Source organism: Actinomycetota bacterium (assembly GCA_030650795.1).
Lineage (GTDB): Bacteria > Actinomycetota > Actinomycetes > S36-B12 > S36-B12 > UBA11398.
Map to the genome: position 1 here is coordinate 25,524 of JAUSDJ010000031.1, position 12,577 is coordinate 38,100.

Below are 12,577 nucleotides of genomic sequence, written 5' to 3' on the forward strand. Positions count from 1 at the left end.
TGTCCTTGTTGCAAAGCGTCGGCAGGTCGCCGATTATTCCCGAGTCTGGGCCACGAGAGTTCTCAGGGCGCGCAGCGCCACCGACAGGGTTGCCAAATCCGGATGCTCCGTAGCGGCAATATCCAACAGGGTGCCCTTGGCACGTCCGGTGCTGCTCGCGAAATGCCCCTCCCACGAGGCCAAAGTGATGGACGGGGAGCCTTGATCCATGTGCAATACCTGCTCAGTCAGGTCTGCCGCCGCCGCATAGAGATCAGCGCGCAGAGCATGTCGGGCAAGTACCCCCCAACGATCCCCGCGCGGCAGTGCTGAGATGCCGACCAGCAGGGGATCGATGCCATAGGCCTCTGTGATCGTGAAGTACAGCGGTATGACTGTTTCGGGAGGAATACCCGTGCGTCGAGCCACATCAGCGATGTCGAGGAGGGCAAAGACCTCGAGAAGACCACTGACCTCCTCGGCCAACTCAACCGGCGCACCTAAAGAGATCAACTCGTCGGCTCGCAGCCGCATGTTGTCGATGACTCCAGACGGCAGATGTGAGCGAACGTAGCTGCGGTACTCGGCAATGACCGGCTGATACGTGTCGACCAATGCTTGCGGAGCCAGATGGCCACCCTTGGCGTTCAACAACCATCGAGTCGCCCGATCAAGCAGCCGGCGAATGCCATGGTGCAAGGCATCTTGCGCCGCGACGGGCGCGACAAGATCGAGCGCATTGACTGCCGATGTGAGTTCGTCAATTCCGAAGATCGCTGATGCCGCCCCCGCGGCATGCACCACCTCGACCGCTGTGGCTCCAGTTTCCTCAACTGCCCGGAATACGAAAGTGATGCCTCCTGTGTTGACGATGTGATTGCACACCACAGTGGAGACGAGTTGGTTGCGCAGTTGGTGCGTCTTGACCTCTGCTGCGAATTGATCAGTCAGCGCACTCGGGAAGTACGACAATAGAGCAGACTCATACCAAGGATCCGCACCGATGTGCGCCGAGTTCAGTTCTTCTGTCAGCGCCATCTTCGAATAGGCCAGTAGCACGGCGAGTTCCGGCGAGCACAGGCCCTCCCCTGCCATGCGGCGGCGTTCAATTTCTTCATCAGAGGGCAGGAATTCCAACTGGCGATCAAGGAGCCCGCGATGTTCAAGGTCGCGAATCAATCGCTGATGAACAGCAAGCATTACTGGGGCTGCTGATCGCGCGTTGCCGAGCACAACATTTTGGTCATAGTTGTCGCCTAGAACTGCAGCAGCCACTGCGTCACTCATCTGGGTGAGCAAGACATCGCGCCCCTCAACCGAGATCGATCCGCGTTGTACCAGGTCATCGAGCAGGATCTTCAGATTCACTTCGTGGTCAGAAGTATCGACACCTGCCGAGTTGTCGATAGCGTCAGTATTGAGACGCACTCCCGCATGCGCGGCTTCAATGCGTCCCGCTTGGGTAAAACCTAGATTCCCGCCTTCACCTACCACCGCGCATCGAAGTTGATAACCGTCAATGCGAATTGCGTCGTTAGCCTTGTCACCAACATCGAGCTGGGTTTCATCGACGGCCTTTACATAGGTGCCGATGCCACCGTTCCACAGCAGATCCACCGGGGCCTGCAGGATCGCCTTGATGAGCTCATCGGGAGCGAAAATGCGAACATCGTTGGGCAGGCCCAGAGCAATCTGAGCTTCTTCGGATATTTCAATCGACTTTGCGCTGCGGGAGAAGACTGCGCCACCGGGTGAGAGCAGCTTCGGATCGAAATCAGCCCAACTCGATCGCGGCAGGTCGAAGATCCGGTGTCGCTCGTGAAAACTCGCCTGAGCATCTGGTTCTGGATCGATGAAGATACTGCGGTGATCAAAGGCCGCGATGAGTCGCGTCTGCTGACTCAGCAACATGCCATTGCCAAAAACATCGCCGCTCATGTCGCCGATGCCGACCACCGTAAACGGCTGACTCTGCACGTCGATTTCGAGTTCGCGGAAGTGGCGCTGCACCGAAACCCAAGCACCGCGAGCGGTGATGCCCATTGCCTTGTGGTCGTAGCCATGCGATCCGCCACTGGCGAAGGCATCGCCCAGCCAGAATCCGCGCTCGAGGGAAAGTCGATTGGCAAGGTCGGAGAAGCTCGCGGTTCCCTTGTCAGCAGCGACAACCAAATACGGGTCGTCGCCGTCACTTCGCACGACATTCGCCGGTGCGATCACCTGGCCTGCTTGCAGATTGTCCGTTAGATCCAGGAGGGCGGATATGAATTCGATGTATGCGTCCTTGCCAGCGGCCATCCAAGCTTCTCGATCAGTCGCTACATCGGCAGCACCGGCTGCATAGAAGCCGCCCTTGGCGCCTACCGGCACGATCACTGCATTCTTGACCGCCTGAGCCTTGACCAGCCCTAGTACCTCAGTTCGGAAATCCTCACGCCGATCGCTCCACCGGATTCCGCCGCGAGCGACCCGCCCAAAGCGCAAGTGCACTCCTTCAACGCGTGGTGAGTAGACCCAGATCTCAACTAGGGGCTTGGGCAGGGGCATGTCGGCGATACTGCGCGAATCGATCTTGAACGCGAGAGCGCGCGATTCTCGGAACACACCAGGCAGGAAGGCATTGGTGCGAACTGTCGCCAAGACCAATGCGAGAAAGGAGCGCAAGATGCGGTCATGGTCAAGTGATGGCACCGAGTCAAGGTCGGAAAGAAAACGACTGGTGAGTTCCGTGCGCGCGACCGCGCGATCACCACTGAACCCCGGTTTGAGCTGCGAGTCGAAAAGTTCGATGAGCAGCCCGGCGAACGCAGGATTGTTCAACAGCGTCTGTTGCAGATAGTCCTGACCATAGGCGGTGCCGAGCTGGCGAAGGTAGCGCGCGTAGCTGCGAAAGAGCACCACATGCTCCCAATGCAGGCCTGCGCGAACCACAAGTCCGTTGAAGTCATCGGATTCGGCTGCACCGCTCCAGGCAGCCCGCAATGCGTCAGAGAAGCGGCTATCAAGGCTTTCGCGCAAAGGCAGGTCAACATCGGGAAGTTGGACGCCAAAGTCCATGACCCAAGCCGAGTGCAAGCCCTTTCGCTCAATCTCGAAGGGGTATTCGTCAAGCACCTCAACCCCAAGGTGTTGCAAAAGCGGGAGCACGGCCGAGAGGGACATCGGCTCACCTGCACGAAGCAGTTTGATGCGTGCAGGTTCCGCGGCGCCTGTCACACCGGAAGTGGGCATGCCCGATATCTCAATAGCGAGTTCGTCGGTATCAAGTTTGGCGATCGTCATCGCATCGCGAACCGCCACCAGTGGTGCGAATCTCTCTTTGTATCCCTCCGGAAAGGCGTCGAAATATTGATAGAGGAATGTGGATGCACGTTCACTTCCGACAACGGCAACCACTTCTGCCGTGAACTCGTCCAGCCAGGTTTGCGCCGCCGCTGCGATCGCCTGCTCGATTTCCCCAAGATTCTTGGTAGCAGTGGGCGAGCTTTCTCGTAGATGCAGAATGAAATGCAAGCGCGCGTTTGGGGCTTCAGTGACCTGCACGGAGTGATCAACGGACACGGCCTCAAATGCGGTCTGCAAGATGTCTTCAATCTGAACGCGAACATCGGTGTTGTACCGATCACGCGGCAAGAACACGAACGCCGATACATACCGGCCGTAATCGTCTGGTCGAATGACGACCTTCACCTGACGTCGTTCATCCAGATGCATGACCGCCCGGGCAAGTTCGATCAATTGCTCGGTGTGCATTGCGAAGAACTCGTCTCGCGGCAGGGTCTCGATCAATTGCCGTAGATCTCTTGCAGTATGCGAGTCGGGTGCAACATCCATGGTGTCGAGCATTCGAACGAAGCGCTCTCTGAGAATTGGGATTGACGTGATGCTCTCGGTGAAGGCTGCGCCGGTGTACAGGCCCAGGAAACGACGCTCACCAATGACCGCTCCCGATTCGTCCAGGAGTTTCACTCCGACGTAGTCCAGATAACTCGGGATGTGCACCGTGGATCTGGAGTTCGCCTTGGTCAAGACGAGCGGAAAGCGATCGTGCGCATGCTCTTGCGCGAGTGCAGACAGTCGCACCCACGCTTCATCGATCGCATGCCCCCCAGATGAATCAGCTTCGCGCAGTACTCCCAGCGCAGTCCCGGGGATCGGCTTGAGCCCATCTCCCTCACCATCGCTGTACAGCGAGTACTCCTTGTAACCGACGAACAGGAAATGTTCGTCGGCCATCCAGCGGAGCAGCGCCGCGCTTTCGCAGACCTCATCTGGCGACCACCCAGGGTTGACCGTCTGATCGAGCTCGGCCGCCAACGAACTCGCCTTCTCGCGCATAAGCGGCCAGTCGTGAATAGCCGCGCCAACATCGCGCAGTGTTCGTCGCAGATGATCCGCCGTCTGCCGATTGTCATCACTGACGTAGTTACGTTCCATTTGGATCTGGATCCAGGCCTCGACCGTTGTCCCGTCGGGGCGCGGATCATCGGTCTCGAGATCGAAAATCTCTATTAGCCGTCCGTCAGCATCACGACGAACGATGAGTTGCGGATGCAAGATCAGACGCGGATTGCGGCCTTCCACGTGAAGCGCGCCGGCGAGGGAATCAACAAGGAACGGCATGTCATCAACAACGATGGTCGCCAGCGCGACCTCAGAACCTTCAAGATCGTGCACTTCAACATTGGGCCGTCCATGTGGCCGTTCATCAGCTGCTGCCGCAAACTCGTCAAGCTGACGAACGAGCATGGCAGGCGTGAATCCGCTGACGTCGTCCCAAGAGACATAGCGAAAGACCTTGCGAGCCAGAATTTGCTGCGACTGATGTGCGTCATCACCTAGAGCGCTGATCACTGCGGTTACAACGTCAGTCACACGTCTACGCTAACTGGAGAAGGAAGGTTTGTCGCGTGGGTACCCAACTGCAATGCAATCAGGTCTACTCGGCGTCTCCAGGCGACGTGCTCTCCATGGTGTGCAATGCGGACTACATCACTGAGCGAGCCAAGGCCACCGGAGCGCTGACTGTGACCCATACACGAACTGACAGCAGCGAAGGGTCCATCGACCTCGTGATCGTTCGGACCTTGCCTGCGGACATGCCCTCGTACGCACGCTCAATTGTGGGTGAGACCCTCACCATTACTGAGCATCAGAACTGGCGGCCGGCTGATGCCAGTTCTTGCAACGGAAGTTTCGAGGTGCAATTCAGTGCACCGTTGACCTTCCGCGGCACCGTGCTGATGACCTTTGATGGCAAGCGCACCACTGTGCTTACCACCGGCGAGTTGAAGGCAGCTATTCCTTTCGTCGGAGGCAAGGTCGAGCGGCTCGCCCTTGAACAAACTGAGCGCTACTTGAACAAGGAGCAGGAGTTTGCCAACGGCTGGCTTCTGCGCAATGCAGAAACCACCTGACGAAGCCCCCCGTGCGGCAACACTGAATTTGGCGAACGCTGCGGTACAACGGATATGTGCAGTACTTCCCCCTGTCAACAAGGCTCAGTCCCGTCAAGTCAACGCTGGCCGCTGCTCTGGCCGTGGTCATCCTCGCCGCCGCAGTGTGGCTTGCCTTCAACTCGCGTACTGCTGACGCAGCGACCGCTGAGCCGAGCCCAATCGCAACGGTCGAACCCTCACCAACGACCACGCACGTTCCAGCACACACCAGGCCACCCAAGCCAGCAACACGCACGAGCAAGGCCAAGCGCGTGCCTGCCTATCCAAACGATCTCAATCACGCTGGCATGAAACGCGTGGTCTATGACAAAGCCTTGATGACGGTATGGCTCATCAACAAGGCTGATGAGGTGGTGGCTCGTTACCCAGTTGTGGGGCGATTTGATCGTCCGAAGGCCGGGGTCTATCACGTCTTCTCGAAGTCCCCCGTGGCCAATAATCCCAATTCCAAGGTCACCTTCAATCACATGGTGCGTTTCACCTACGGACCTGACACCAAGTCGCCCATTGGACTCCATGCGATTCCGCGCTATTACGACGGCACGAGGATGCACTCCGTCAAGCAACTCGGTCTGGCCATCGCCCGCGGCGGGTGCGTGCGGCTCTCAGAGAAGGCTGCTGCAGCGGTCTACAAATTCGCTCATGTGGGCACCGCCGTTGTGGTGCTTCCGTCTCCATAGCTGCGATTAGCGTCTGCGACAGCGCTTTGAATCCAGGCCTGTAGCGCTGTCAAGTCCGAGCCCCGACCAAATTTGCGCCTCGTTGCGACCGGGCGCATCCGAACCTGAACTAATTCTTCTGTTGAATATCGTGGCAATTCGAAAATCGGCAGCTGCATACCGTAATCGCGCAGACTCTTGACAGCGGCTGAGGCTGAGGCTTTGCCCGAAGCCGGTGCTACGGCAAGTGCAACAGGAGGTACCGATGAGCTGCTGGCCGAAGGCAGGTGTTGCAGAAGTCGCGTGATGCCAAGCGGAGTGGCCTGGGCGATCGCGACGAGAGCATCAGACGCGGCAGCTGCGGAGCTCGCCGCCTCGAATCGTCGCGTGGAAAGAAGATCAGCAGGATGTCCGCGCTCCATCCCGGATCCGATGTCGATGATCGTGAGGTCGAAACTCAAGCGACAGATCTCCACGACAGCAGCGATTGCGGCCGCTCGCACATCGCCCCACTCGTCTGAGTGAATGACTCCCCCAAGAGCAACGAGCCGATCATCGATCGAACGCACGGTTTGCATCAGTCGTGGCGCGGTGAGTGAATCGCGCTCAGCGAAACGGCAGGCCACGACCAAGCTGCTGGCGTTCTCGGCGACCCCGAGGATCTGCAGCAATGACGGCGCCATCGTGTCGGCATCAATCAGACAGACCGACAGTTCGCGGCGTGCAAACAACTGCCCAAGCATCAGCGTCGCGCTGGTTCGACCTGGAGCTCCGGGAGCTCCCCACACCGAGATCACTCATCCTCTCGTCTGCACTGGCATTGGCGAGGACGCTGCGCTGGGGACCCGCACGAATTGTGCAGCTGACATCGGCGCCCAGGCACCTGTCGACCACACTCCGTGCTGCTCTGTTCGTTGATGAACTCGCGGCACACCATTCAAAGCAGAGCAGAGATCCGCAATCGTCTGCCCAGACGAGCGCACATCAACGACGTCGGCGACTCCCCAGGCGTGCAACTGCTGCGCACTTTGCGGATCGGGAGCAAGGCCAAGGACTAGCCGATCAGCGCAGAGGCGAGCGATGAGATCGCGCGTCAGCCGTGGCAGTGCGCATGTCACGACAATTGCCAGATGCGGCTCGAGGGCAGCCGCGGCCATCAGATCGGCCGCATCAAGTGAGCGACGGACGATGCGCAGGCCGAATGCGGATGACTGAGCAACAAGTTCGGGTTCCAGGGCAAGATCGGGCGCCGCCAAGATGCACGCCAGTTCAGTCATGAGCGAGCCACTGATTCCGAAAACTGGGCCGGCAGTGGCACTTCAACAAGAGAGATCTGCCCGCGCGCGGCCGCAATTATCGAAGCGGCCTGATTGCTCGCCACTTCAAGCACAACGGGCACTTCGCCGCCCACGCCGATATTCTCCCTGTCTACGGCCTGCACATGGGCTTGCGCGAGCACCAAGGATGGCGGCGCTGGGTTGCTCGTGTCGTCTGTCGTTGCCCACACATCAACCACGTCTCCTGGTGCCAGTCCCACCGGAGAGTGCAGGGAGTCAACGGGGACCGTGACCAGACGCCCAGTTGTTGGCTCGGCTGCTCCCACTGCGGCGGCTGGCAGCAATGCCCCTGCTGTCACTGGCACGCGCATGCGCCCTTCCGGGATCGAAGTCGCTGGCAGATATGCGGCTGCAGAATCATCGAGGCGAACCGATATTGCTTCAACCTGAGGCACATCACCAACGGCAAGATCTGTTGCAGCTCGCCAGATGGTGACTGACTGTTCGCCAGAAGAGAGCACAAAGGCCCCCGCGAACATTGAGCCGATGACCAGCCCGAGTCCGAGCCACAAACGCAGATCCGTCCAGCGCACGACCTGTTTGACCGAACGCGCGCTGCGCGCACCCCTGCGAAACATCTGACCCCCAGCTGTTCGAACTACCTCGAAGAACAACGATCACTTGAAGGCGAGCACGACACCAATGAATATCCACAGGGACCGGGTGCGTCCGGCCGCCTGTGGACAACCGCGCGCATCGTGCATTTGCGTTGCACAATGCATCGGTGTCCGCCCCGAATTCACGCTTTCTGACTCTTGCTGACGTAGCTGAGTCGCTCAATATTTCTGCCTCACAGGCATATGCGCTCGTACGCAATGGCGAATTGCCCGCGCTCAAGATCGGCGGCCGCGGCCAGTGGCGCGTGGAGCACCAGATGCTCGAGGACTACATCGCTCGGATGTACGAACAGACTCATGAATTCCTGGCCGAGCATCCGTTCACTCAGACAGACGCACACTCGAGACCGTGACTGCGCTGATGGACGTGATCATCACATCAGTTTCTCCTCCGCGATTTTCGGCAACGCGGATGAAGTCAGCGCCCACATAGCGAATTTCGCCGTGCGTCACCCATCCATCGCTGGTGACAATCCGGACTGTCCCAAGCTTCTGGTTGTTGATCGAACGCAGCCACCGAGTCCAGGTGAGGGGCGCAGTTGGCGATTCTTGCGGGAGACGATGGTCAACACCAGATACGCGAATCAGCGATGACACGGCAATACCGGTGAGCTGCTGCCTCTCGTGCTCGACAAGAACGAGATCACTGCCACTGCTCACCACGTGCCCAATCACTGTGACCCCTCCTTGGCATGCGAGTGAGAGTCGAGCGCCAGTCAAGGACAGCGTGTCAATCATGCGAGTTCGCGCGCGTTCTGCGTCGGCTATCGAGCTGGCCTCAGCCAGCACTTCGAGGGAGACCTCAGTTTGCAGACTCGCTTCAGCTGCCTCCCATAGTTGGGACAAGCGGGCGTCACCACTGGAGATTGTTCGGGTTGTGCAAGGAAGTGACGCTGGTGGTTTGGCCTGCAGCCAGCGGGGGAACTCCACAGTCATGAACAATCAAGAAGCATCCCGTCGCTTGGCAAATCCGTCGTCCACAGCCGCGTCAGTTCATCCACAATCAGCCGCCGACCTTGCAGCAACTGCGCCAGCCATGCAAACATCACCAAACACCAATCAACACACGCAAACACAAGCATCTCAATCCGCGAACCCCCGACCGCGCCCGAGCGGCAAGGAGCCCGCCGTGTCCACGCTGTTGGATCGCCTACCTGCACCAGTGCTCGCCTCGGCGAAAGTCGAATCAGAGCAACTCGCACTGCCTCTGGTCTGGGAGATTGCTCCTGGCACTCCGGCCGTGCCGCAAGTTCCGCGGCACCTGCGGCTTGTCCCAGGAACTCCCACCGCGAAGCATCCAACAAACGGTCCGGCCACAGTGCCCGGCGGGCCACCCATTCCACCGCCCATCTGGGTTGCCCGGATGGCACGCGCAATCGCTGAGGTGGCAAGCGGGGATCGCCCAGCTCAGCAACTCACCCGTTGGGTGGAGAAGCGTGAACTGGCGATGCTCGCCGCTCGAGGCAAGGCCGCACGACGACATCCAAGTGCGGTGCAGGGGCGCAATGCCAGGTCTGCAATGCGTTCCCTTCAGCAGGTGCGCGCCATTCGCGTCTGCCCCGTCGCGCCCGGGGTGGCTGAGACCTCGGCCGTACTCGTTGGAGATGGTCGTGGTCGAGCGGTGGCAATGAGGTTCGAGGCGATTGCCGATTCCTGGCAAGTCACTGCTATCGCTCTTGGCTGATCAGCCCTGACGCTTGCGATTAGCTCGCTCAGCACGGCGTCGATCAGCACGACTCGAGTTCGGATCAATCTCCTGATCAACATCGACATCCACTGAGTCATGCACAACATCACCGGATTCACCTGGAGCTGAGTACTCAAGATGCGCGGGGCGAGCAGGTGCAAGCCCAGGCACTATGACTTCGGAGACCACTTCAGCCGCGATGAGTTCGCTGCCATCAGGCCCGACCTCAATCAAGCCATCCTCTGCCTGCTCGATTTCGACCTGGACGTTGAACAGGTAGCCGACAGTCTCTTCTTTGATGCCATCCATCATCGCGTTGAAGAGCTCATAGCCTTCACGCTGATACTCGATCAATGGATCTCGCTGAGCCATGGCACGCAGACCGATGCCGTCGCGCAGATAGTCCATCTCGTACAGATGTTCGCGCCACTTGCGATCCAGCACCGACAAGATCACCCGACGCTCGAGTTCGCGAGTGACATCTTCGCCGAGCGCCTCTTCGCGCTCGTCATAGGCGCTCTGGGCATCGTCGAGCAGTTCATGAGTCAGGAAGTCGCTGGTCAGGCCCGCGCGACTGCCGCCGCTGGCTTCCTCGAGTTCTTCAACGGTGACCTGGATTGGGTACAAGGTCTTCAGCGCAGTCCAGAGCTGGTCAAGATCCCAATCCTCTGGGTATCCCGTGCCCGTTGCACCGCGGACGTAACTTTCAACGGTGTCAGTGATGAAACTGCGGACCTGCTCTTCGATGTCTTCGCCTTCGAGCACGCGTCGGCGCTCGGCGTAGACGACGAGACGTTGACGGTTGAGCACGTCGTCGTACTTCAGAACATCCTTGCGAATCTCGAAGTTTCGGGCTTCAACCTGCGACTGCGCCGAGCGGATGGCGTTGGAGACCATGCTCGCCTCGATCGGAACATCGTCAGGAACATTGAAGCGACGAAGGAAGGCATCGACCATGTCGGCCTTGAACAATCGCATCAGATCGTCTTCAAGGGACAGGTAGAACTGCGATGCGCCCGGATCACCCTGACGGCCGGAGCGACCACGCAACTGATTGTCAATGCGGCGTGATTCGTGGCGCTCGGTTCCGAGCACATAGAGCCCGCCAGCCGAGATCACCTGATCATGTTCGGCGAGGACGGCCGTGCGGGCCTGCTCAAGCGCGCCACCCCATGCTGCTTCATATGCCTCTGGGTCTTCCACGATTGAGATTCCACGCTGGGTGAGCGCGGCCGCGGCCATGAACTCTGGGTTGCCGCCGAGCATGATGTCGGTGCCGCGACCGGCCATATTCGTGGATACCGTGACGGCACCCTTGCGACCGGCCTGAGCAACGATGTGTGCCTCTCGATCGTGGTACTTCGCATTGAGCACTTCGTGCGGCACTCCGTTTTGCTTCAGCAACTTGCTCAGGTGCTCTGACTTCTCAACTGAAGTCGTGCCAACCAGCACCGGCTGTCCATTGGCATTGCGTTCGACGATGTCGGCTACTACGGCCTGAAGCTTGGCTTCGGTAGTGCGGTAGATGACATCGGCGCTGTCCAGCCGGATCATGTCGCGATTGGTAGGGATCGGTACAACGCCAAGGTTGTAGATCTGCGAGAACTCATTGGCCTCGGTCATCGCCGTGCCGGTCATGCCCGAGAGCTGGCCGTAGAGACGGAAGAAATTCTGAAGGGTCACGGTGGCCAGAGTCTGGTTCTCGGCCTTGACCTCAACGCCCTCTTTGGCTTCCAAGGATTGATGCAGGCCCTCGTTGTAGCGACGACCAGCCAGAATGCGGCCGGTGTGCTCGTCAACAATGAGGACCTCGCCGTCCATGATCACGTAATCGCGATCCAGTTTGAAGAGCTCCTTGGCGCGAATGGCATTGTTCAGGAAGCCCACGAGTGGGGTGTTGACCGTGTCATACAGATTGTCGATTCCGATCTGATCTTCGACCTTGTCGATCGCTGATTCGAGAACACCGACGGTGCGCTTCTTCTCGTCAACCTCGTAGTCCTCATCGAGTTTCAGCAGGTTCGCGATGCGCGCGAATTCGGCGTACCAAGTGGTCGCTTGGTCAGCTGGTCCGCTGATGATCAACGGGGTACGGGCTTCGTCAATGAGAATCGAGTCGACTTCATCGACCACAGCGAAGTGATGGCCGCGCTGCACGAGCTCTTCAGAACTCCACGCCATGTTGTCGCGCAGGTAGTCGAAGCCAAATTCATTGTTGGTGCCATATGTGATGTCGGCTGCATAGGCGATACGCCGCTCGGCAGGAGTCATGTTCGACAAGATCACGCCGACTTCGAGGCCGAGGAAGCGATGGACGCGACCCATGTTCTCCGAGTCACGCTCAGCCAGGTAGTCATTGACGGTGACCACGTGCACGCCATCACCCTTGAGCGCATTGAGATAGGCAGGAAGCGTGGAGACCAGAGTCTTGCCTTCACCTGTCTTCATCTCAGCGATGTTGCCCATGTGCAGGGCAGCACCACCCATGATCTGCACATCGAAGTGTCGCTGGCCAAGAGTGCGCGTGGCAGCCTCACGCACTGTCGCGAAGGCTTCGGGCAGTAGATCGTCGAGAGTCTCGCCCTCGGCGAGGCGCTCCCGGTACTCATCAGTCAGCGCGCGCAACTCGGCGTCGCTCATCGAGGTGTAGTTCTCTTCGATGGCATTGACTGCTTCAGCGATGGCGTGAAGTTTGCGAATAATCTTGCCCTCGCCGGCGCGCAGGATCTTGTCGAGCACTCGCACTGTGAAGCGACCTTTCCTTCGTCAATCATCAGCCAGCTGACCTGGCTGGACTCTCCATCGTAGGGGACTTGCCAGATTCTCCCCGGTGCCCTGC

10 protein-coding genes are annotated in these 12,577 nt (G+C 59.1%); 4 read left to right on the forward strand and 6 right to left on the reverse strand.

Annotated features, from left to right (window positions below; genetic code table 11):
- Nucleotides 1–33 precede the first annotated feature (33 nt).
- Entirely contained in the window at nucleotides 34–4,854 is a 4,821-nt protein-coding gene (locus Q7L55_09540) for an NAD-glutamate dehydrogenase (protein MDO8732790.1), read from the reverse strand.
- 35 nt (nucleotides 4,855–4,889) lie between these two features.
- Between Q7L55_09540 and Q7L55_09545 the strand changes: the two genes are divergently transcribed.
- Nucleotides 4,890–5,396: a DUF2505 domain-containing protein gene (locus Q7L55_09545; protein ID MDO8732791.1), complete on the forward strand. Its 507-nt coding sequence runs from the start codon at nucleotides 4,890–4,892 to the stop codon at nucleotides 5,394–5,396.
- A 56-nt stretch (nucleotides 5,397–5,452) separates the two neighbouring features.
- Complete coding sequence (locus tag Q7L55_09550; GenBank protein MDO8732792.1) at nucleotides 5,453–6,118, forward strand: L,D-transpeptidase; 666 nt, start codon at nucleotides 5,453–5,455, stop codon at nucleotides 6,116–6,118.
- Here the strand turns inward: Q7L55_09550 and Q7L55_09555 are convergent.
- From Q7L55_09555 to Q7L55_09565, 3 genes are read right to left on the reverse strand one after another with little or no spacing between them, the layout of a single operon-like run.
- Nucleotides 6,079–6,894, reverse strand: a complete 816-nt coding sequence (locus Q7L55_09555) for a hypothetical protein (GenBank protein ID MDO8732793.1) — start codon at nucleotides 6,892–6,894, stop codon at nucleotides 6,079–6,081. The genes Q7L55_09550 and Q7L55_09555 overlap by 40 nt on opposite strands.
- A complete protein-coding gene (locus Q7L55_09560) occupies nucleotides 6,895–7,374 on the reverse strand; it encodes a hypothetical protein (protein MDO8732794.1) in 480 nt (159 codons plus the stop codon). It lies immediately after the preceding gene.
- Nucleotides 7,371–8,012 (reverse strand): hypothetical protein, encoded by a 642-nt coding sequence (locus Q7L55_09565; protein ID MDO8732795.1) that lies wholly within the window; start codon nucleotides 8,010–8,012, stop codon nucleotides 7,371–7,373. Before Q7L55_09565 ends, Q7L55_09560 begins: the two co-directional genes overlap by 4 nt.
- A 146-nt stretch (nucleotides 8,013–8,158) precedes the next feature.
- Between Q7L55_09565 and Q7L55_09570 the strand changes: the two genes are divergently transcribed.
- Nucleotides 8,159–8,404, forward strand: a complete 246-nt coding sequence (locus Q7L55_09570; GenBank protein MDO8732796.1) for a helix-turn-helix domain-containing protein — start codon at nucleotides 8,159–8,161, stop codon at nucleotides 8,402–8,404.
- Here the strand turns inward: Q7L55_09570 and Q7L55_09575 are convergent.
- The gene (locus Q7L55_09575; protein MDO8732797.1) at nucleotides 8,373–8,897 is read right to left on the reverse strand and encodes a hypothetical protein; all 525 of its coding nucleotides are present in this window, start codon (nucleotides 8,895–8,897) and stop codon (nucleotides 8,373–8,375) included. The two genes, Q7L55_09570 and Q7L55_09575, sit on opposite strands and share 32 nt — an antisense overlap.
- Before the next feature lie 283 nt (nucleotides 8,898–9,180).
- Here Q7L55_09575 and Q7L55_09580 point away from each other — a divergent pair, with 283 nt between their 5' ends.
- Nucleotides 9,181–9,735: an Rv3235 family protein gene (locus Q7L55_09580; protein ID MDO8732798.1), complete on the forward strand. Its 555-nt coding sequence runs from the start codon at nucleotides 9,181–9,183 to the stop codon at nucleotides 9,733–9,735.
- On the opposite strand, the gene secA is transcribed toward Q7L55_09580, so the two are convergent.
- Nucleotides 9,736–12,483 carry a preprotein translocase subunit SecA gene (gene secA / locus Q7L55_09585; protein MDO8732799.1) on the reverse strand — a complete coding sequence of 916 codons (2,748 nt, stop codon included), beginning with the start codon at nucleotides 12,481–12,483 and terminating at the stop codon, nucleotides 9,736–9,738.
- Nucleotides 12,484–12,577 lie beyond the last annotated feature (94 nt).

What these genes read in the sequence shown, in the direction of transcription:
- Q7L55_09560 (MDO8732794.1), bottom strand. Translation starts at nt 7,374, where the DNA reads ATGACTGAACTGGCGTGCATCTTGGCGGCGCCCGATCTTGCCCTGGAA.
- Q7L55_09565 (MDO8732795.1), bottom strand. Translation starts at nt 8,012, where the DNA reads ATGTTTCGCAGGGGTGCGCGCAGCGCGCGTTCGGTCAAACAGGTCGTG.